The sequence below is a fragment of the Streptomyces sp. NPDC046716 genome (genome assembly GCF_040645755.1).
In the GTDB taxonomy this organism is placed as follows: Bacteria; Actinomycetota; Actinomycetes; order Streptomycetales; family Streptomycetaceae; genus Streptomyces.
In genome coordinates this window covers 1-20,303 of record NZ_JBEYYU010000088.1, presented here as the reverse complement: position 1 = coordinate 20,303, position 20,303 = coordinate 1, and the positions used below count along the sequence as shown (strand labels likewise).

Sequence of the window (20,303 nt, the reverse complement as noted above, 5' to 3'; positions counted from 1 at the left end):
TACAGTGCGGGCGCCCCGGGATCCACCGGGGTCACGGAGTTGTGACCGCGCTGATGCGCACCCAGGGGTCAATCCCCGGCGGACGGGACGAAGGTGTCGACCGCCGCGTCGAAGTGGGCCCGCCCCCGGCCGGCCTCGCCCACCGGCGACGAGACCCACACGTCGTACATCCGGCCGCCCTGCTCCCAGCACAGGTCGACGGTGTGCCGGGCGCCCTCGGCCGCGCTGAAGCCGTTCCAGGTGAACTCCCACAGCGCGGCCGCGCGGCCGTCGTGGGTGGTGTCGGTGACCTTCCCGGACCGGTAACCGGGGTTGTTCCGAGGCCCGTCGGCGGCCGACCGGCGCTGCGCCGCGCCCGGCCCGCCGCTCTCGGTGTCCGCCACCTTGATGCCGATCCGGAAGGCCCGGCCCGGCGACATGTAGAAGATCCGCGGGCCGTCGGTCTCCCGCCTGAACCCCTCCGGCACGGCGAGCCGGAACCCCTCGGGGTCGTCCGCGACGCGGTACCCGGCGGGGACGGAGGCGCTCGCCGTCTCGGTGCGGGTCTCGCGGCGGGTGACGGTGACGGTCGGCGTGGGCGAGACGGACGCCGAGGCGGACGGCCGCCGCGACGCCGGACTCGTGGTGGCCGGTGGCGTGTTGTCGCCGGTGCCCTGCTGGGAGAGGAGCACGGCGACCGCGATGGCGGCCCCCACGAGGGCCGCGACGAGCGCCGCCGCCACCAGCAGCACCCGGGTCGAGAGCACGCGCCGCGCGGCCGCCGGGGGCGCGGCGGGCCGGGCCGGCGGGTACCCGGCGCGGGGGAGGTCCGCGCCGTAGGGCACGGCGGGCTGCGGGGTGGCGCCGGTGGCGACGTACGCGCGCAGCAGCCGCTCGGCCTCGTCGAGCCCCAGGCGCCGGTCCGGTTCGCGCTGGAGCAGTCCCTGGATCACCGGGAGCAGCGGCTCGGCCGCGTCGGACGGCCGGATCTCCTCGTACACGACCGCGTGCAGGGTGCCGCCCAACGAGTCGCGCCGGAACGGTGATTCGCCGGTGAGCGCGGCGAGGAGCAGCACGCCGAGCGACCACAGGTCGGCGCCCGCGCCGGCCCCCTCCCCCGCCATCCGCTCGGGCGCGGTGTACTCGGGCGAGCCGACGAAGCCGCCGGTCTCGGTGAGCGTGGACGCGCCTTCGACCTGGGCGATCCCGAAGTCGGTGAGCACGACACGGCCGGTGCCCTGCTCCAGCAGGACGTTCGCCGGCTTGAGGTCGCGGTGCAGCACCCCGGCGGCGTGCGCGACCCGCAGCGCGCCGAGCAGCGCGAGCCCGATCCGGGCGGCCTCGGTGGCGTCCACCGGGCCCTGCCGGGCGATCCGGTCGGCCAGCGAGCCGCCGTTCACCAACTCCATGACGATGTACGGGTGTTCGTCGTGCAGGACGACGTCGTGGACCACGATGATGTTCGGGTGCTGCAACTGGGCGACGGCCCGCGCCTCGCGCAGCATCCGCTCCCGCCGCCGGCGCGCGTCGTCCTCCGAGAGGCTCCCGCCGGGGCCGAGGCCCAGTTCGGGTTCGGGTTCGAGTTCGACACCGAGTTCCTTGACCGCGACCTGCCGTGCGAGCAGCGTGTCGGTCGCCCGCCAGACGACGCCCATACCGCCGCGTCCGATCCTGGCCTCAAACCGGTAACGCCCGCCGATCACACGGACGTTGTCCCCCTCGGTCCCCATACGCCCCATCATGCCGCACGGGTGTCCGTATTGAGGGGGAGGTTCCGGTCAGGGCACCGGCGGTCCTACTCGGCGGGCAGCCAGCCCTTGCGGATGTTCTCGAACTGCTGGAGGGCGCTCGGCCATTCGCCCCTGGGGGCGGACAGGTAGATGGCGTACTCGGTCCCGTCGTGCGCCACGTACGTCTCCTCGATGGCGCGGCGCGGTCCGGTCGCCGAGTCCTTGGAGCCGCCGGTCCAGGTGAAGTCCCAGAGCGAACCCTTCTGGTCCCGGTAGGTGTTGGCCTCCAGCGACACCCGCTGGTAGTCGGACAGCGACTTCTCCAGGGTGCGCTCCAGGTCCCGCTGGTGCTGGTACGAGTCCGGCCACTGGGAGTTCTTGTCGATGCCGATGCGGACGAAACGCTGCCCGTCGCCGGGACCGTAGTCGATCTGGGTCTCGGTGCTGGAGTCGAGGCGGTGCCAGTTGGGCGGCACGGACAGCGTGAACCCGGCGGGGTCGGGCACCTGCTTCCAGTCGGCGGGGATGCCGCCGGTGCCGGGCTTCGGCGAGGCCGACGCGGAGGCCGACGGGCTCTGCGGCGCGGTGCTGCCCTTGCCGGTGCCGCCGCCCGTGTCCTGCCGCGCCGACGAGCCGGAGTCCCGGTGGTCCAGGTAGTACAGCGCGCCGAACGCGCCACCGCCCCCGACGAGCAGCGCCGCGACCACGCCCGCGACCCACACGGGCCAGCGCCGCTGCCTGCCGACCGCGGACGTCGACATGGTGGTGTGCTGGACGGACGGCTGCGGTACGGGCGTGTGCCCGCCCGGCGCGTGCGTCACCGCGGTGGGCGTCGGCGACGACGGGTGCACCTGCGTCGGCACGTACGCCTGCGCCCCGCCCGCGCGCCGCCCCTCGGCGACCTCGGCGAGCATCACCTCGGCCTCTTCGGAGGCGGGCCGCGCCCCCGGCTCCTTGCGCAGCAGCGCCGCGATGACCGGTCCCAGCTCCCCCGCGTGCTCGGGGATCTCGGGCTCCTCCTCGATCACGGCCTGCATGGTGCTGATCGGCGAGGTGCGGCGGAACGGCGAGCGGCCCTCCACGGCCGTGTACAGCGTGGCGCCCAGCGCCCACAGGTCGGAGGCGGGGCCGGGCTCGGAGCCGCTGACCCGCTCCGGCGCGAGATAGTCCACGGAGCCGACGATCTCGCCGGTGCGGGTGATGGTGGAGTCGCCCTCGACCTGCGCGATGCCGAAGTCGGTGAGCTTGACGCTGCCGTCGCGCGCGAGCAGCACATTGCCGGGCTTCACATCGCGGTGCAGCACTCCGGCGGTGTGCGCGGCGCGCAGGGCCCGCAGCGTCCACAGGCCGATCCTGGCCGCCTCCGCGGGGACGATCCGGCCGTGCTCCTTGACGGCGTCGGCGAGCGAGGGGCCCTCGACCAGCTCCATGACGATCCACGGCCGGTCGTCGTGCTCCAGCACGTCGTGAACGGTCACGACCGCCGGGTGGTTGATGCGTGCGGCGGCCCGCGCCTCCGTCTGCGTACGGGCGAGGAGCGGGGCGCGGTCGGCCTCGGACACCCACTGAGCGGCCGTCAGTTCCTTCACGGCGACCGAGCGGTGGAGGACCTCGTCGTGCGCCCGCCAGACGCGGCCCATGCCGCCGCGGCCTATCGATTCTCCGAGCCGGTAGCGGCCCGCGAGGAGCTGGCCCTGCATCTGATTCACGTTCCCCCGCAAAGGTCTTGACAGGGTCACCCTAGGGAGCGGGGGCCACTCAAGGAACAGGCGGGGCCCCATGGAGACGGGACTGTGACGCGCGTCGCGTTCATCTTCCCGTCGCCCGGAGGTACCCGCCGGATACCCGTGGGGGGTGATCAACCACCGTACTGATACGTGGAAGACGCCTGGTCGAAGAGGCGCGACACCTCGTCGCGCTCCGCCTCGGGACCGCGTACCTGCACGACGTGGTACTTGCCGCCGACGACCATGGCGAGATTGCGCACGAACACCTGCCGGCCGTCACTGCCCTGCCAGGTGAACTGCCCCTCGGCCATCGTCCGTCCACCCACGTCGATGGTCTTCATCCCGCTGGACGTGGCCCAGGTCGAGTCGCGGAACGGCTGCAGCTCGCGCTCGTCCTCGCGCTGGTACTTCATCGGGTCCTTACCGTACGTGGCCGTGGAGTCGCGCCCGGGGACGACCAGCAGCTCGAAGTCGCCCTGCGCGTACACGACCTGTCCCCGGCCGTTCTTCCCCTCCCGCTGCCAGCCCTTGGCGACGGCGACCTCGAAGCCCTCGGGGTCCTTGCGCAGGGCGAACCCGGCGGCGACGTCGGACTGCGGCTGGGTGGAGGACGGCCCGGAACTGCCCTCGCCCTTGGGCGACTTCGAGGTGGCGGGCGCCGACGGCTCCTGGCTCTTGGGCGTCTGCCGGGGCGCGCCGCCCACCGAGTTGGCGTTCTCGCGCGTGCCGTCCCGGCCGCCGGACCCGGACTTCGGCATGAACACCATGGCGTACGCCACCGCGCCGACGAGTCCGAGCAGGACCAGGGCGACCAGCAGCTTCCCGAGCGACCGGGGCTGCCGGGGCTGCCGGGGCTGCCGGGGCTGCCGGGGCTGCCGGGGCACGGACTCCCGCACGGCCCGGGGCGGCGCCTCCGGCATCCGGGGCGCCCGGGGCGCCTTCGGTGCCTTGGGCGCGCGGGGCGGCTTGGCCGCCTTGACCGGGCGGGGCTCCCGCTCGTCGCGGCCGCGCTTGTGCCGGCCCGCCGCCTTCCCCGCGCGGCGCCTGCGCACCAGCTCGCCCCTGCGGCGCTTGACGGGCAGCCGGGTCGCGTCGTAGGCGGGCGCGGGCACGACGTGCGTCCCGACGTCCGGCTCGGGCGCGGAGCGCACCAGCGACCGCAGCCAGCCCCGCAGCTCCTCGAAGTCGAGCCGCTCGGTGGGGTCCTGGCGCAGCAGCGACTCCACGACGGGCCGCAGCGGCCCGCACTCCTCGGCGAACGCGGGCGGCTCGGCGCACACCATCTGCACCAGCTCGGGCGTGGACTCCTCCGGGTAGGGGGCGTGCCCCTGCACCGCGCGGAAGAGCAGGGCGCCGAGGGCCCACAGATCGGTGGCGGGCCCGACGGGCGCGGCGAGCTGCCAGCTCTCCTGCACCGGATAGGCCTGCTCGGGCGCCCAGCGCTCGGTGACGGGCCCGACGACGGTCATCCGGACCTGCCGGGCGCGCTCGGCGTCCAGGGTGGTGAGCGCGGGCCGCCGCGAGGTCCGCTCGGCCGGGGCGTCCGGAGCCGGCTCCTCGGGCCCGGTGTCCGCCGCCGCGCCGGGTATCAGCTCGTTCCACCGCGTGGGCTGGACGGCCGGGGCGGGCTCGGCCGGCGCCTCGGCCGCGGGCCGCCGGGTGGCGCCGTGCCAGGAGTCCCGTACGCCGTAGGGGTCGTCGAGCTGACCGGCGGGCCGTCCGGTGATCTCTCCGGCGGCGGCGCGGGCGCCGGCCCGGTAGGCGGCGATCGCCCCGGCGCGGGCCGCCCGGAAGTCGTCGGCCTCGAGCGCGGGGGCAGGGGCGGGGGCGGGCAGGGGCGGCTTGGACAGCGACGGAGGCCCGGGCATCGGCTCGGGCTCGGGGTCGGGGTCCGCCTCGGGCTCCGGGACGGGCCGCGGGTCGTAGCCGCACAGGGCCTCCTCCGCGGCACCGGCCGCGAGCCCGGTGAGCACCACCCGCCCGTCGTCGCAGACGAGCACGGTCCGTGCCGTGATGTTCCGGTGGACCCAGCCGTGCGCGTGCAGCGCCCGTAAGGCGGTCAGGACGTCGGAGGCGATCTCGGCGGCGCGATAGGGGCTCAGCGGCCCCTGGGCGAGCAGCGCGGCGAGCGGCCGGGCCGCCACCACCTCGCTCACGACCCACAGCGACCCGCCCTCGGCGAACACGTCGAAGACCTGGTCGAGCCGGGGGTGGTCGGGTATCTGGGCCGCGGCCTGCGCGGCCTCGATGGCGCGGGACACGGACGGCTCCGCCGAGGCGCGGGCCGGCGGCGCCCCGGGCCTGAAGCCCTCCGGCAGCCCGTCCGCGTCGAGCACCTCGGCCTCGACGACCTCGGGCAACGGCACCTGCCGGACGAGGACTTCCTGCCCGCTGTACGTGTCGAAGGCGCGGGACGCCCAGGACCGTGTCGTGTCGTAGGCGTCGGCGGCCGGCAGCGGCAGGCGGTACCGGTCGGCGAGCACCCGTCCCGCGTACTCGTCCACGACGCCTCCCGCGCTCCGCCCGCCGGTCAAATCCGTTCGCTTTGCGACCTGTTACCCGCTCTGATGCGCCCGCATACGGCTGCGTACGGTTCGCAAGCACTCACGATACGTGCCGAACGGCGTCGAGGGAGAGTGTTCAGGACTTGCGTGAAGATCACGACTTGGGTGTGAACGTCTGAGTAAAGGTCTTCCAGGTGGACTTGCGCAGGGCACTGCCCCAGTCGCCGTCCTTCGCGGTGTACATCAGCCCGTACCCCAGCGAGCCGTTCACCACGAGTCCGCGGTCCACGGACCGGTACTTCGTGCCCCCGTCGGTGTAGGTGAACTCCCAGTCGGCCGTGTTCCAGCCCCGGTAGTCCACCGCGGCTATGCGTATGCGGTGATAGTTCGCCCGGCGCATGTACTGCTCCTGATTGCGCCAGTCGGCGACCGGGTCGGACTTCGGCGTGGTGGTCCAGCCGACCAGCAGCTTCTGCCCCTTGGGGCCGGTGAAGCGGGCACCGGCGGCGCTCGTGGAGACGTACTTCCAGCCCTTGGGCAGACCTATTTTGAAGCCCTGGCTGTGCTTGTACGTGGCCTCGGCGGCCGAGCCCGAGCCCTTGCCGGACGAGTCGTCACCGGACGAGGCCGACGGGTCGGCGCTCTGCGACGCGGACGAACTCGGGTCGCCACCGGCGCCCTTGCCGTCCTTGTCGTCCTCGCCCTTGCCGCTGCTGTCGTCGCCCTTGTCGTCCTTACCGCTCTTGTCGTCGTCGCCCTTGCCGTCGCCCGCCGTGGCTCCGGCGGAGGGGGCCGTCTTGCCGCCTCCGGCCCTGCCGCCCTGGTCGTCGCCTCCGCTCAGCGCGAAGGCCAGCACGGTGCCGACCACGACGAGCGCGGCCACGACCGCGGCGATCACGAGGGTGCGGCGCGGCACGACGTCCGTGATCGCGGCCTTCTTCGCGGGGGCGCCCGGCGACGAGCCCGCGGAACGCTCCGCGACGGCCGTGGCGGCGGCCTTGCGGACCGAGGTCAGCGCGCCGCGCAGTCGCTCGGCGGCCTCCCCGCTCTTGGCGGCGACGGCCCCGGCGGCGGCCGAACCCGGCGCCCCCGAGCGCTTCTTGTCCTCGGGCGGCAGCGGCGGCAGCGGGACGACCTTGGTCGCCTCGACCGGCTCCGGCTCGGGCGCGGCCTTCGGCTCCGGCGCGTGGATGACGTCGTTGAGCAGCGCCCGCGCGCCCGCGTCGTCGAGCCGCTGCGCGGGGTCCTTGGCGAGCAGTCCGTAGATCACCGGCGCCAGCGGGCCCGCGTTGGTCGGCGGGTCGACCGGCTCGGTCATCACGGCGGTCAGCGTCGCGATCGCCGACCCCTTGTCGTACGGGGGCACGCCCTCGACGGAGGCGTAGAGCAGGCCGCCGAGGGACCACAGGTCGGCGGCGGGCCCCGGCTTGTGGCCGCGGGCGCGCTCCGGAGAAATGTACGAGGGAGCGCCGACGAGCATCCCGGTGGACGTGATCGACGGGTCGCCCTCGACCTGCGCGATGCCGAAGTCGGTGAGCACGACCCGGCCGTCCTCGGCGATCAGCACGTTCGACGGCTTCACGTCGCGGTGCAGGATGCCCTCGCGGTGCGCGGAGCGCAGGACGTCGAGGATGGCGAGGCCGACCTCGGCCGCCCGCTTCGGCTCCAGGAGACCGTCCTCGCGCACGGCCTCGGCGAGGGACTTGCCCTCGACCAGCTCCATCACGATCCAGGGCCGGTCGTCCTCGTCGACGACGTCGAAGACCGTCACCGCGCCGTTGTTGCGGATGCGGGCGATCGCCTTCGCCTCACGCAGCGTGCGCGTGACGAGGCGGCGCTTCTCCTCGTCGTCGATGCTCGTCGGGAAGCGCAGTTCCTTGACGGCGACCGTGCGCCCCAGCGTCTCGTCCTTGGCGCGCCACACCGTGCCCATGCCGCCGCGGCCGAGAACCGCGCCCAGGCGGTAGCGCCCGGCGAGCAGTCGGCCCTCCGTGCCCCGCGACGCCTCGGCGCCCGCTGCGGACTCGGCACCGGCCCCGACCCCGTCCGACACGGAAGACTCCTGACGAGTGCTCTTGTCCTGACGGGCCTCGCCCGCCCGCTCCGCGTCCGACATGCGTCCCCTCTGCAACCCGCCCTGACAGAACCTTCATTGTCCCTCACACCAGGACCACTTGGCGCCCAGGGTCACCCCTCGCACCACGCGCTCGGAACCGTCCCACCCGCGGGGCGGCAGGACCGGACGGGCCGTCACGCACGCACTCCGGACACTCCCGGCCATACCCGTGGCCACGCCTCTTCTGTGCCGGAACCCGGCCAGCCCACCGCAGTTCGCCGCCCCGATCCGGCCACTCTTCCCGCGCGGGCCGACAAGGGCAAGGCCCCGGGGGGCTCAACACGGCATCCACCCAGGGCCGTTACGATCGCGCCCGCGGCGGGCGCGACCTGCCACGAAGGCTACGACAGCGGCACGATGTCCGGCGCCCCCAGCCGGGCCGCGTCGGCGGTGAGGTCGTCGGGCTGCAACTGCGACTCGCGCTCGGCCTGGACCCGCTTCTCGTAGTGCTCGACCTCCCGCTCCACCTGGTCCTTGTCCCAGCCGAGCACCGGCGCCATCAGCTCCGCGGCCTCCCGCGCGGAGCGGGTCCCCCGGTCGAAGGTCTCGATGGAGATCCGGGTCCGCCGGGTCAGCACGTCGTCGAGGTGCCGGGCGCCCTCGTGCGAGGCGGCGTAGACGACCTCGGCGCGCAGATAGTCGTCGGCCCCGCCCAGCGGAGCGCCGAGCCCGGGGTCCTTCGCGATCAGGTCGAGCACTTCCTCGGCCAGCGCCCCGTACCGGTTGAGCAGGTGCTCGACGCGGACCACGTGCAGCCCGGTGCGGGCGGCGATCCGCGCCCGCGCGTTCCACAGCGCCCGGTAGCCCTCGGCCCCGATCAGCGGGACGTCCTCGGTGACGCACTCGGCGACCCGCTGGTCGAGCGCGTGCACGGCCTCGTCGACGGCGTCCTTGGCCATCACCCGGTACGTCGTGTACTTGCCGCCCGCGACGACGACGAGCCCCGGCACGGGGTGGGCGACGGTGTGCTCCCGGGACAGCTTGCTGGTGGCGTCGGACTCCCCGGCCAGCAGCGGCCGCAGCCCGGCGTACACGCCCTGCACGTCGTCGCGCGTGAGCGGCACGCCAAGCACCGAGTTCACATGCTCCAGGAGGTAGTCGATATCGGCGCTGGACGCCGCCGGGTGGGCCTTGTCCAGGTCCCAGTCGGTGTCCGTGGTGCCCACGATCCAGTGCCGGCCCCAGGGGATCACGAACAGCACGCTCTTCTCGGTGCGCAGGATCAGCCCGGTCGTCGAGTTGATCCGGTCCTTCGGCACGACGAGGTGGATGCCCTTCGACGCCCGCACGTGGAACTGCCCGCGCTCGCCGACCAGGGCCTGGGTGTCGTCGGTCCACACGCCCGTGGCGTTGACGACCTGGCGAGCGCGGATCTCGTACTCGCCGCCGCCCTCGACGTCCTCGACGCGCGCGCCGACGACCCGCTCGCCCTCGCGCAGGAACCCGATGACCCGCGCCCGGTTCGCGACCTGCGCGCCGTACATGGCGGCGGTGCGCACGAGCGTGGCGACGTAGCGGGCGTCGTCCATCTGCGCGTCGTAGTACTGCAACGCCCCCACCAGGGCGTCCTTCTTCAGCGCCGGCGCCACCCGCAGCGCGCGCTTGCGGGACAGGTGCCGGTGCGTGGGCAGCCCGCGCCCGTGTCCCCGCGCCATGGACATGGCGTCGTACAGGGCGACGCCCGACCCGGCGTACAGCCGCTCCCAGCCCTTGTGCTGGAGCGGATAGAGGAACGGCACCGGCTTCACGAGGTGCGGGGCGAGCCGCTCCAGGAGCAGGCCGCGCTCCTTCAGCGCCTCGCGGACGAGCGCGAAGTCCAGCATCTCCAGATACCTGAGCCCGCCGTGGATCAGCTTGCTGGACCGGCTCGACGTGCCGGACGCCCAGTCCCTGGCCTCGACGAGCCCGGTGGACAGGCCCCGGGTGACGGCGTCGAGCGCGGTGCCGGCGCCCACCACCCCCGCGCCCACCACGAGGATGTCCAGCTCCCGCTCGGCCATCGCCGCCAGAGCCTCCGCGCGCTGCTCGGGTCCCAGTGTCGCTGCCTTCACTGCTGCCTCCCGCTGTCGTCGGCGCCGGCCCGGCCTCACCGGCAGGTGCTGCGTGCTCCCGGGAGATTCCGGCCTGCTCCCGATTCTGACCCTCCTGCCCGATTCCGGCCACCAGCAGACCTCAGCCTGTGGACAACCTTCGGAACCGACGGCGACATGCGCTAATCCATTGCCGCGCAATGTGACATATCGGTCATATTTACTCCTAGTCTGACTGTGCGCTCGCCCGTTCTGTCCACAGGGCTTGCGACCACGTCCCGCTCCGGCTAACGCCGGTCCGCCTCCCGGGAAGGACGGCCACCGCCATGCCCGCTGACCTCGCCGTCGTCGGCCTCGGCCACCTCGGCCTGCCACTCGCCCAGGCCGCCGTCGCCGCCAGGATCGCGACCGTCGGCCACGACCCCGCCCGCGCCCGCGACCTGGCCGCCGGCCGGCTCCCCTGCGACGGCGACGCCGCGGCCCTGACCGCCGCCGACGTCCGCCGGATGCTCGCCGCGGGCTTCCGCCCCACCGCGAACCCCGCCGAACTGGCCCGCGTCCGCACCGCGGTCGTCTGCGCCCCCACCCCGCCCGGGGCAGACGGCAGCCCCTCCCTCGCCCCGGTGATCGAGGCGACGCGCACCCTGGCCGCCCATCTGCGCCCGCACACCACGGTGATCATCGAGTCGCCGGTGCCGCCGGGCACCACGGAGACCGCGCTGCTGCCGCTGCTCGAAGAGGGCTCCGGGCTGCGCGCGGGCCGCGACTTCCACCTGGCCCACGCCCCGGGCCGGATCGACGCCGGCCTGCGCGCCCACCCCTACTCCGCCACCCCCAAGGTCATCGGCGGCCTCACCCCGGCCTGCACGGAGTCGGCGGCCACCTTCTACGGCCGCCTCACCGACAAGGTGGTCCGCGCGCGCGGGCTGCGCGAGGCGGAGACGGTCCACCTCCTGGAGACCAACTACCGCCACGTCAACATCGCCCTGGTCAACGAGATGGCGGTGCTCTGCCACGACCTGGGCGTCGACCTCTGGGACGTCATCCGCTGCGCGGAGACCAAGCCCTTCGGCTTCCAGGCCTTCCGCCCGGGCCCCGGCGTCGGCGGCCACGCGCTCGCCCAGGACCTGACCTCGCCCCACCTGCCCACCCGCCCGCTGCGCCTGGTCGAACTGGCCCGCCAGGTCAACCACCACATGCCGACCTACGTGGTCCAGCGCGCCGCCACCCTCCTCAACGAGCACGGCAAGTCGGCCCGCGGCGCCCGCGTCCTCCTCCTCGGCGTCACCTACAAGCCCGACCTCGCCGACCAGCAGGGCACCCCCGCCGACGAGATCGCGACCCGGCTGATGCAGCTCGGCGCCGCGGTCAGCTACCACGACCCCTACATCCCGTCCTGGAACGTCCTGGAACGTCCGGTCCCGCGCGCGGACTCCCTCTACGAGGCCGCGGCCGACGCCGACCTGACGATCCTGCTCCAGCACCACCGCACGTACGACCTCCAGGGCCTCGCGGTGAAGGCCCAGTTGCTCCTGGACACCAGAGGTGCGACCCCGGCAGGGGCGGCCCACCGCCTCTGACTGCTACTCTGCGGCCTCTCTGGGCACATTCGTGCCCACGTTCACACTTCGGGGGGACCGCATGACCCAGCCGCCACAGCCACCTCAGCCGCAGCCTCAGGACGGCAATCCGTACGCGCAGGACAAGCCCGCCGCGGGCGCGCCGCCGCAGCCCGGGTACGGCTACCCGCAGCAGCAGCCGGGCCAGCCGCAGCAGCAGTACGCGCCGTTCCCGCAGCAGCAGCCCGCGCCGGGCGGCTTCCCGCCGGCGCAGCCGGCCCCGGCCCGCGGCGGGAACGTCGCCCTCGGCATCGTCGCCGGCGTGGTCGTCGCCCTGATCCTGGCCTGGGCCTACGGCGCCATCATGAAGGCCACCGACCACGAGATCGGTTACGCGGCCATCGGCGTCGGCTTCGTCGTCGGCCTGGTCGTCGGCAAGGTCGGCGGGCGCAACCCGGTGCTGCCGGTCCTCGCCGCGGTGGTCTCGCTCGCCGCCGTGTACCTGGGCCAGATCACCGGCGTCGCGATGTACCTCGGCGAGGCCGCGGACGTCTCCTTCTTCACGGCTCTCACCGACCACTTCGGCGTCATCAACGACGCGTGGAAGGAAGCCGCGGACGTCAAGGAGTACATCTTCATGGCCATCGGCGCCTTCGCCGCCTTCGGCTCCGCGAAGAAGGCCGCGCTCTAGGCGTCACCGCCACAGCGAAAGGGTCGGGCCCCGCCGTTCTCCCGGCGGGGCCCGACCCTTTGTGCGTACGGCGGTGTCAGCGGCGGTGCTGCGAGTCCGCGACGGTGACCTCGACCCGCTGGAACTCCTTGAGCTCGCTGTAGCCCGTGGTCGCCATGGCCCGCTTGAGCGCGCCGAAGAAGTTCATCGACCCGTCCGGGATGTGCGAGGGGCCGGTGAGGATCTCCTCGGTCGTGCCGACCGTGCCGAGGTCGACCTTCTTGCCGCGCGGCACGTCCTCGTGGACGGCCTCCATGCCCCAGTGGTGACCGCGGCCGGGCGCGTCCGTGGCGCGGGCCAGCGGCGACCCCATCATCACGGAGTCGGCGCCGCAGGCGATGGCCTTGGGCAGGTCGCCGGACCAGCCCACGCCGCCGTCGGCGATGACGTGCACGTAGCGGCCGCCGGACTCGTCCATGTAGTCGCGGCGGGCCGCGGCGACATCGGCGACGGCGGTCGCCATCGGCACCTGGATGCCCAGCACATTGCGCGTGGTGTGCGCGGCACCGCCACCGAAGCCGACGAGCACACCGGCGGCGCCGGTCCGCATGAGGTGCAGCGCGGCGGTGTACGTGGCGCAGCCGCCGACGATCACCGGGACGTCCAGCTCGTAGATGAACTGCTTCAGGTTCAGCGGCTCGGCGGCGCCGGACACGTGCTCGGCGGAGACGGTCGTGCCGCGGATCACGAAGATGTCCACGCCCGCGTCCACCACGGCCTTGGAGAACTCGGCGGTGCGCTGCGGGGAGAGCGCGGCGGCGGTGACGACACCGGAGTCGCGCACCTCCTTGATGCGCTGCTTGATCAGGTCGGCCTGGATGGGCGCCGAGTAGATCTCCTGGAGGCGGGCCGTGGCGGCCTCCGGCTGCAGCTCGGCGATCTCGTCGAGCAGCGGCTGCGGGTCCTCGTACCGGGTCCACAGACCCTCGAGGTTGAGCACGCCGAGCCCGCCCAGCTCACCGATGCGGATCGCGGTCGCGGGCGAGACGACGGAGTCCATGGGTGCTGCCAGGAACGGCAGCTCGAAGCGGTAGGCGTCGATCTGCCAGGCGATCGAGACCTCCTTCGGGTCGCGCGTGCGCCGGCTCGGCACGACGGCGATGTCGTCGAATGCGTACGCACGACGGCCGCGCTTGCCGCGCCCGATCTCGATCTCAGTCACTTTGGGAGGCGCCTTTCCATCTGGGTCCCTCTGGGGCCTGCCCGTCCAGTATCCCTGACGCATACGGAAGGGGCGGCCCCGGTGAACCCGGGACCGCCCCTTCCGCTGTGACCTGCGCTTACTTCCTGCTGTAGTTCGGCGCCTCGACCGTCATCTGAATGTCGTGCGGGTGGCTCTCCTTGAGGCCCGCGGACGTGATGCGCACGAAGCGGCCCTTGGACTCCATCTCGTCGATGGTGGCGGCGCCGACATAGCCCATGGTCTGGCGCAGACCGCCGACGAGCTGGTGCAGCACGTTGGCCAGCGGGCCGCGGTAGGGCACCTGGCCCTCGATGCCCTCGGGCACCAGCTTGTCGTCGGAGGCGACCTCGGCCTGGAAGTAGCGGTCCTTGGAGTAGGACCGGCCCTGGCCGCGCGACTGCATGGCGCCCAGCGAGCCCATGCCGCGGTACGACTTGAACTGCTTGCCGTTGATGAACATCAGCTCGCCCGGCGACTCCTCGCAGCCCGCGAGCAGCGAGCCGAGCATCACCGTGTCGGCACCGGCGGCGAGCGCCTTGCCGATGTCGCCGGAGTACTGGAGGCCACCGTCGCCGATGACCGGGACGCCGGCCGCGCGGGCCGCGACGGCGGCCTCGTAGATCGCGGTGACCTGCGGGACGCCGATGCCGGCGACGACGCGGGTGGTGCAGATGGAGCCGGGACCGACGCCGACCTTGACGCCGTCGACACCGGCGTCGATGAGCGCCTGGGCGCCGTCGCGCGTCGCCACGTTGCCACCGATCACGTCCACGTTCACCGCGGACTTGATCTTCGACATCCAGCTCAGCGCGTTGCTGTTGTGGCCGTGCGAGGTGTCGACGATCAGGAAGTCGGCACCGGCGGCGGCCAGCGCCTGCGCCCGCTCGAGCGCCTCGGGGCTCGCGCCCACGGCGGCACCGACGAGCAGCCGGCCCTCGGCGTCCTTCGCGGCGTTCGGGTACTGCTCGGCCTTCTTGAAGTCCTTGACCGTGATGAGGCCCTTGAGGACGCCCGCGTCGTCGACCAGCGGCAGCTTCTCGATCTTGTGGCGGCGCAGCAGCTCCATGGCGTCGACGCCGGAGATGCCGACCTTGCCGGTGACCAGCGGCATCGGCGTCATGACCTCGCGGACCTGACGGCTGCGGTCGTTCTCGAACGCCATGTCGCGGTTGGTGACGATGCCGAGCAGCTTGCCCGCCGGGTCGGTCACCGGGACGCCGGAGATGCGGAACTTGGCGCACAGCGCGTCGGCCTCGGCCAGCGTCGCGTCGGGGTGCACGGTGATCGGGTCGGTGACCATGCCGGACTCGGAGCGCTTCACGAGGTCGACCTGGTTGACCTGGTCCTCGATCGACAGGTTGCGGTGCAGCACGCCGACGCCGCCCTGGCGGGCCATGGCGATGGCCATGCGGGCCTCGGTGACCTTGTCCATCGCCGCGGAGAGCAGCGGGATGTTCACCCGGACGTTGCGGGAGATGCGGGACGAGGTGTCGACCGCGTTCGGGAGGACCTCCGACGCGCCGGGAAGCAGCAGCACGTCGTCGTAGGTCAGCCCGAGAGTCGCGAATTTACCGGGCACGCCTTCGACGTTCGCAGTCATGACACCTTCTCCAAATGGCCTTGATCGGTGCGGGTGTCCATGCTAACGGCCTACGGACGTGTCTCATTCCACGATCAAGATCATCGGCCTTCTTTGTACGTTCACACGTGCGCGGCCGGGGTCGTGTGCTACTGCTCGGCGAGCGCGCGCAGGCGGCTGAGCGCCCGGTGCTGCGCCACGCGCACGGCTCCGGGTGACATCCCCAACATCTGCCCGGTCTCCTCGGCGGTGAGGCCCACGGCGATGCGCAGGAGCAGCAGCTCCCGCTGGTTCTCCGGGAGGTTCGCGAGGAGTTTCTTGGCCCATTCGGCGTCGCTGCTGAGCAGCGCCCGCTCCTCCGGGCCGAGGGAGTCGTCGGGCCGCTCCGGCATCTCGTCGGACGGCACGGCGGTCGAGCCGGGGCCGCGCATCGCCGCGCGCTGCAGGTCGGCGACCTTGTGGGCGGCGATGGCGAAGACGAAGGCCTCGAAGGGCCGCCCGGTGTCCTTGTAGCGCGGCAGCGCGAGCAGGACCGCGACACAGACTTCCTGGGCGAGGTCCTCGACGAAGTGCCGGGCGTCGCCCGGCAGCCGGGACAGCCGGGTCCGGCAGTACCGGATCGCGAGGGGGTGGACGTGCGCGAGGAGATCGTGCGTCGCCTGCGCGTCGCCGTCGACCGCGCGGCCGACGAGCGTGCCGATGACCCCCTGCTGGGCCGCTCCCTCGTCGTCGCGCATCGACCTATGGTGCCCTGCCGAGGTGCGGTCCGCGGCATCGCGTCCCTGGTTGTGCACCGAAGCGTTATCGACCGATGCGCCAGAGGCGCCCGAAGCGTTCGGGGCAGGTGCGCCGGAACTCATCTCCTGCGCCCTCCCCTCTCGCTGACCCTGCTCGCCCGATTCGTCGTCCCCGAGGAACTCCACATCTCCAAGGATGCGGCATCGCTCGCGAAACGCGGAGCGACATCCCTCACCGCGCCCCGTCAGGGGCGCGGGGAACTGCGCGACCAGCCATGAAGCGGCGACGGCCGGCCGACGACATCGCGTGGCACGACGCAGTCCGCATGCGGCACCCCGAGCGGAGCGTTACCGCACGAGGCCCCAACGGAAGCCGAGCGCCACCGCGTGCGCCCTGTCGGACGCGCCGAGCTTCTTGAACAGCCGACGCGCGTGCGTCTTCACGGTGTCCTCGGAGAGGAAGAGCTCGCGCCCGATCTCCGCGTTGGACCGGCCGTGGCTCATGCCCTCGAGCACCTGGATCTCGCGCGCGGTGAGGGTGGGCGCGGCGCCCATCTCGGCCGAGCGCAGCCGGCGCGGGGCGAGCCGCCACGTCGGGTCCGCGAGGGCCTGGGTCACCGTGGCCCGCAGCTCGGCGCGCGAGGCGTCCTTGTGCAGATAGCCGCGGGCACCGGCGGCGACCGCGAGGGCCACGCCGTCCAGGTCCTCGGCGACGGTGAGCATGATGATGCGCGCACCGGGGTCGGCGGACAGGAGCCGGCGGACCGTCTCGACGCCGCCGAGGCCCGGCATGCGTACGTCCATCAGAATCAGGTCCGAGCGATCGGCGCCCCAGCGGCGGAGGACTTCCTCGCCGTTGGCCGCGGTCGTCACGCGCTCGACGCCGGGCACGGTCGCGACCGCGCGGCGGAGCGCCTCTCGGGCAAGCGGGGAGTCGTCGCAGACGAGGACGGATGTCATGACCGTCCTCCGCAGCTGATGCGCGTCACCTTGAGCCTCCAGGCTTTGTACGAATCGTCACCTGTGCGGTCGACACTCGGCAAGCCATTCGGACAGATGCCCGAGAGCTTGTTCCTTCAACCGCCTCAGCACTCTCAACGATGGTCACTCGAAAGAGTTACGGGTCAGACGGCCTGGTTCGGCACTCTACGTGAGGGGCCGGACACAACGGGAGCAGCGGCGCGCACCCACAAGGTTTCACCACAACCTATGCCCCATTTAGCGGCATTTCTTCCCTTTTGCTGGTGTCTGTAGCTAGATTCGCAATGAGTCATATTTTCATCTCCTTAGACAGTAGATGTACGGTCATGGGCACCGTTCCGCGTCACAACGGCTACAACGGCAACAAGGGGACACAGCAATGGCAGATTTCTCCCGCCTTCCCGGACCGAACGCAGATCTGTGGGACTGGCAGCTGCTCGCAGCCTGCCGCGGGGTCGACAGCTCGCTCTTCTTCCACCCCGAGGGGGAGCGCGGCGCGGCCCGCAGCGCCCGTGAGACCTCGGCCAAGGAGGTCTGCATGCGGTGCCCGGTGCGCGCGGAGTGCGCTGCTCACGCGCTACAGGTGCGCGAGCCGTACGGCGTGTGGGGCGGTCTCACCGAGGACGAACGCGAGGAGCTGATGGGCCGGGCCCGCAACCGGCTCGTGACCGCGTCGGCGACGGGCGGCACACCGTCTCCGGCCACCGCTTCATCCAACTGAAGGAACGTTTCTCCAAGCGTGGGCGCACCGGGTGCGCCCACGTCCGCGTTCAGCGCGGTGCGGCCGGGCTCAGCGCGCTGCGGCCTTGTCGGCGGCCCGCGCCAGGTGGTCGAGGGTCGCGGCGACGGCCGGCACCTGGGCCAGATCGGGCAGGGTGAGCGCGACGATCTCGCGCTGCACGGCGGGCTCGACCGTCACTGTGCGTGCACCCTTGGGCCGAACGGATTCGATGGCCAGTTCGGGCAGTACGGCGACGCCGAGGCCGGCGCCGACGAGTCCGATCACCGCCGGGTAGTCGTCCGTCGCGAAGTCGATGCGGGGGGCGAACCCGGCGCTCCGGCACACCTCCACCAGCTGGCGGCGGCAGCGCGGGCAGCCCGCGATCCACGGCTCGTCCGCGAACGCGTCGATGGTGACGGAGCCCCGCAGCGCGTGGCCCTCGGGGACCAGGCCCACCAGACGGTCGGCGAGCAGCGGGCGCACGACGAGGTCGTCCCAGTCCTCCGCCGCCTGGGCGCCCTCGTACCGGAAGGCGAGCGCGACGTCGCAGTCGCCCTCGCGGAGCATCTCCACCGAGCGCGGGGGCTCGGCCTCGACCAGGGAGACCCGGGTGCCGGGGTGCTCGGCGCGCAGCGCGGCGAGCGCCGTCGGGACCAGGGTCGAGCTGCCGCTGGGGAACGACACCAGGCGCACGCGCCCCGCGCGCAGCCCGGCGATCGCGGCGACCTCCTCCTCCGCGGCGGTGAGCCCGGCGAGGATGCCCGCGGCGTGCCGGACCAGCGCCTCGCCCGCCTGGGTCAGGCGCATCTCGCGGCCGGTGCGGATCAGCAGCGGGGTGCCCGCGGAGGACTCGAGCGCCTTCATCTGCTGGCTGACCGCGGGCTGGGTGCAGCCCAGCTCACGCGCGGCCGCCGAGAAGGAGCCGGTGGCGGCGACGGCGCGCAGGACGCGGAGGTGGCGGGCTTCGATCACCCCTCAAGCATAAGCCCGGCTTGGGGAGTACCGCGAATAATGCGTGGCGGCTTTGGTGCGGGGTCCCGTAGCGTGGCCGGTATGAAGCTCCTGTCTCTCAATCTCGGGCACCGCAAGGCCGTGGAGTACACCGATCAGGCCGAGGGCGTGACCGGCATCGACAAGCGGCCGGTCGAGGGGCCCGTGCGGGTGGCCGCGCCGGGTCCGAAGGGCACCGGCGGCAGCGGCCTCGCCGGGGACTCGGTGTGCGACAAGCGGCACCACGGCGGCGACGACCAGGCCGTGTACGCGTACGCGCGCGAGGACCTGGACGCCTGGGAGCGCACCCTCGGCCGGCCGATCCCCAGCGGCGGCTTCGGCGAGAACCTGACGACCGAGGGCCTCGACATCACGGGCGCCCTGATCGGGGAGCGCTGGCGGATCGGCTCCGACGTCGTCCTGGAGGTGACGTCCAGCCGGATCCCGTGCCGGACGTTCCAGGGACACCTCGGCGAGAAGGGCTGGGTCAAGCGGTTCACGCAGGAGGCGGCCGCGGGCGCGTATCTGCGGGTGATCGAGCCGGGCGAGATCCGTGCCGGGGACCCGATCGAGGTCGTGCACCGGCCCGACCACGACGTGACGGTCCGGATCGCGTTCCGCGCGGTCACCACGGAGCGGTCGCTGCTGCCGAGCATGCTGGCGGCCGGCGAGGCGCTGCACCCGGAGGAGCTGCGGGCGGCGCGGGAGTACGTGGCGAAGTACGGCTCCTGACCCGGCCGGTGATCACGGGCACCTCCGGGCCGTCACTAACCTGGGGCCATGACTACGGCACTGATCACCGGATCCACCGCGGGCATCGGCGCCGCGTTCGCCCGGCGCCTGGCCTCCGACGGCCACAACCTGGTCCTCGTCGCGCGTGACACCGAGCGCCTCCAGGACCAGGCGACGGAGCTGCACGACCGGCACGGCATCGAGGCCGAGGTGCTCACCGCCGACCTCGCCACGGAAGAGGGCATCACCGCGGTCGAGAAGCGGCTGGGCGACCGCAAGAACGCGGTGGACCTGCTCGTCAACAACGCCGGGTTCGGCAACAAGGGCCGCTACCTGGAAGTCTCCATGGCCGACGAGCTGACCATGCTGAAGGTGCACTGCGAGGCGGTGCTGCGGCTGACGTCGGCTGCGGCCGCGTCGATGCGGGAGCGCGGGCGCGGCGGGGTGGTCAATGTGGCGTCGGTCGCCGCGTTCGTGCCGCGGGGTACGTACGGGGCGTCGAAGGCGTGGGTCGTGCAGTTCACGCAGGGCGCCGCGAAGGATCTGGCCGGGACCGGGGTGCGGCTGATGGCTCTGTGCCCCGGTTTCGTGCGGACGGAGTTTCATCAGCGGGCCGGCATGGGCACCGACAACATCCCGAACTGGATGTGGCTCGACGCCGACAAGCTGGTGGCGGCGGCGCTGACCGATCTGGCGCGCGGGAAGTCCCTGTCGATCCCGGATCCGCGGTACAAGGCGCTGATGGGGGTCGTGAAGGTGACCCCGCGCGGTCTTCTGGGCGGGGTGACGTCGCGAACGGGCCGGAAGTACGGCCCGCAGTAGGTCACCGTTCGTCCGCGGCCCCGGTGGGGGCTGGTCGCGCAGTTCCCCGCGCCCCTGGAAGCGAGCTTCGCTCGCCCAGGGGCAGGGGAAGGCGCGCGCAGCGCATGCCTTCAGGGGCGCGGGGCGAAGGCCGGGATCCGCGGCTTCACCAAGGCCCTGGCCAAGGAGGTCGCGGCGTCGGGC

The 20,303-nt window shown here is 72.9% G+C and carries 15 protein-coding genes; 5 read left to right on the top strand and 10 right to left on the bottom strand.

Annotated features, from left to right (window positions below; translation table 11 throughout):
- Positions 1–68 precede the first annotated feature (68 nt).
- The 5 genes from ABZ930_RS38270 to ABZ930_RS38250 all read right to left on the bottom strand — a co-directional run bounded on the left by ABZ930_RS38270 (position 69) and on the right by ABZ930_RS38250 (position 10,107).
- Positions 69–1,709, bottom strand: coding sequence for a serine/threonine-protein kinase (locus ABZ930_RS38270; RefSeq protein WP_361559071.1), 1,641 nt, complete (start codon positions 1,707–1,709; stop codon positions 69–71).
- A gap of 65 nt (positions 1,710–1,774) precedes the next feature.
- The gene (locus ABZ930_RS38265; RefSeq protein ID WP_361559068.1) at positions 1,775–3,409 is read right to left on the bottom strand and encodes a protein kinase; all 1,635 of its coding nucleotides are present in this window, start codon (positions 3,407–3,409) and stop codon (positions 1,775–1,777) included.
- 158 nt (positions 3,410–3,567) lie between these two features.
- Positions 3,568–5,940 (bottom strand): protein kinase, encoded by a 2,373-nt coding sequence (locus ABZ930_RS38260; protein WP_361559065.1) that lies wholly within the window; start codon positions 5,938–5,940, stop codon positions 3,568–3,570.
- Positions 5,941–6,094: 154 nt separating this feature from the next.
- Positions 6,095–8,056, bottom strand: coding sequence for a serine/threonine-protein kinase (locus tag ABZ930_RS38255; RefSeq protein WP_361559062.1), 1,962 nt, complete (start codon positions 8,054–8,056; stop codon positions 6,095–6,097).
- Positions 8,057–8,397: 341 nt separating this feature from the next.
- Positions 8,398–10,107 (bottom strand): glycerol-3-phosphate dehydrogenase/oxidase, encoded by a 1,710-nt coding sequence (locus ABZ930_RS38250; RefSeq protein ID WP_361559059.1) that lies wholly within the window; start codon positions 10,105–10,107, stop codon positions 8,398–8,400.
- Positions 10,108–10,412: 305 nt separating this feature from the next.
- On the opposite strand from ABZ930_RS38250, the gene ABZ930_RS38245 reads away from it, so the two are divergent.
- Positions 10,413–11,666 carry a nucleotide sugar dehydrogenase gene (locus ABZ930_RS38245; protein ID WP_361559056.1) on the top strand — a complete coding sequence of 418 codons (1,254 nt, stop codon included), beginning with the start codon at positions 10,413–10,415 and terminating at the stop codon, positions 11,664–11,666.
- Positions 11,667–11,727: 61 nt separating this feature from the next.
- Positions 11,728–12,336, top strand: a complete 609-nt coding sequence (locus ABZ930_RS38240; protein WP_361559053.1) for a hypothetical protein — start codon at positions 11,728–11,730, stop codon at positions 12,334–12,336.
- Positions 12,337–12,412: 76 nt separating this feature from the next.
- Here ABZ930_RS38240 and ABZ930_RS38235 read toward each other — a convergent pair whose 3' ends face one another.
- From ABZ930_RS38235 to ABZ930_RS38220, 4 genes are all read right to left on the bottom strand, one after another.
- Positions 12,413–13,537, bottom strand: coding sequence for a GuaB3 family IMP dehydrogenase-related protein (locus tag ABZ930_RS38235; RefSeq protein ID WP_111663889.1), 1,125 nt, complete (start codon positions 13,535–13,537; stop codon positions 12,413–12,415).
- A 118-nt stretch (positions 13,538–13,655) separates the two neighbouring features.
- Positions 13,656–15,158 (bottom strand): IMP dehydrogenase, encoded by a 1,503-nt coding sequence (guaB, locus tag ABZ930_RS38230; RefSeq protein ID WP_361559050.1) that lies wholly within the window; start codon positions 15,156–15,158, stop codon positions 13,656–13,658.
- A 128-nt stretch (positions 15,159–15,286) separates the two neighbouring features.
- On the bottom strand, positions 15,287–15,874 hold the full coding sequence (locus ABZ930_RS38225) for a sigma-70 family RNA polymerase sigma factor (RefSeq protein ID WP_351452910.1): 588 nt from the start codon (positions 15,872–15,874) through the stop codon (positions 15,287–15,289).
- A gap of 348 nt (positions 15,875–16,222) precedes the next feature.
- A complete protein-coding gene (locus ABZ930_RS38220; protein ID WP_003948568.1) occupies positions 16,223–16,834 on the bottom strand; it encodes a response regulator transcription factor in 612 nt (203 codons plus the stop codon).
- 400 nt (positions 16,835–17,234) lie between these two features.
- Between ABZ930_RS38220 and ABZ930_RS38215 the strand changes: the two genes are divergently transcribed.
- Entirely contained in the window at positions 17,235–17,576 is a 342-nt protein-coding gene (locus ABZ930_RS38215) for a WhiB family transcriptional regulator (RefSeq protein ID WP_361559047.1), read from the top strand.
- Positions 17,577–17,645: 69 nt separating this feature from the next.
- Here ABZ930_RS38215 and ABZ930_RS38210 read toward each other — a convergent pair whose 3' ends face one another.
- Positions 17,646–18,548, bottom strand: coding sequence for a LysR family transcriptional regulator (locus ABZ930_RS38210; RefSeq protein ID WP_361559044.1), 903 nt, complete (start codon positions 18,546–18,548; stop codon positions 17,646–17,648).
- Positions 18,549–18,629: 81 nt separating this feature from the next.
- Between ABZ930_RS38210 and ABZ930_RS38205 the strand changes: the two genes are divergently transcribed.
- Complete coding sequence (locus ABZ930_RS38205; RefSeq protein WP_361559041.1) at positions 18,630–19,298, top strand: MOSC domain-containing protein; 669 nt, start codon at positions 18,630–18,632, stop codon at positions 19,296–19,298.
- A gap of 48 nt (positions 19,299–19,346) precedes the next feature.
- Entirely contained in the window at positions 19,347–20,120 is a 774-nt protein-coding gene (locus tag ABZ930_RS38200; RefSeq protein WP_361559038.1) for an SDR family oxidoreductase, read from the top strand.
- Positions 20,121–20,303 lie beyond the last annotated feature (183 nt).

Coding starts and splice junctions, on each gene's coding strand:
- ABZ930_RS38255 (WP_361559062.1), bottom strand. CDS start 8,056: ATGTCGGACGCGGAGCGGGCGGGCGAGGCCCGTCAGGACAAGAGCACT.
- ABZ930_RS38240 (WP_361559053.1), top strand. CDS start 11,728: ATGACCCAGCCGCCACAGCCACCTCAGCCGCAGCCTCAGGACGGCAAT.
- ABZ930_RS38220 (WP_003948568.1), bottom strand. CDS start 16,834: ATGACATCCGTCCTCGTCTGCGACGACTCCCCGCTTGCCCGAGAGGCG.
- ABZ930_RS38215 (WP_361559047.1), top strand. CDS start 17,235: ATGGCAGATTTCTCCCGCCTTCCCGGACCGAACGCAGATCTGTGGGAC.
- ABZ930_RS38270 (WP_361559071.1), bottom strand. CDS start 1,709: ATGGGGACCGAGGGGGACAACGTCCGTGTGATCGGCGGGCGTTACCGG.
- ABZ930_RS38245 (WP_361559056.1), top strand. CDS start 10,413: ATGCCCGCTGACCTCGCCGTCGTCGGCCTCGGCCACCTCGGCCTGCCA.
- ABZ930_RS38205 (WP_361559041.1), top strand. CDS start 18,630: ATGAAGCTCCTGTCTCTCAATCTCGGGCACCGCAAGGCCGTGGAGTAC.
- ABZ930_RS38265 (WP_361559068.1), bottom strand. CDS start 3,409: ATGCAGGGCCAGCTCCTCGCGGGCCGCTACCGGCTCGGAGAATCGATA.
- ABZ930_RS38225 (WP_351452910.1), bottom strand. CDS start 15,874: ATGCGCGACGACGAGGGAGCGGCCCAGCAGGGGGTCATCGGCACGCTC.
- guaB (WP_361559050.1), bottom strand. CDS start 15,158: ATGACTGCGAACGTCGAAGGCGTGCCCGGTAAATTCGCGACTCTCGGG.
- ABZ930_RS38200 (WP_361559038.1), top strand. CDS start 19,347: ATGACTACGGCACTGATCACCGGATCCACCGCGGGCATCGGCGCCGCG.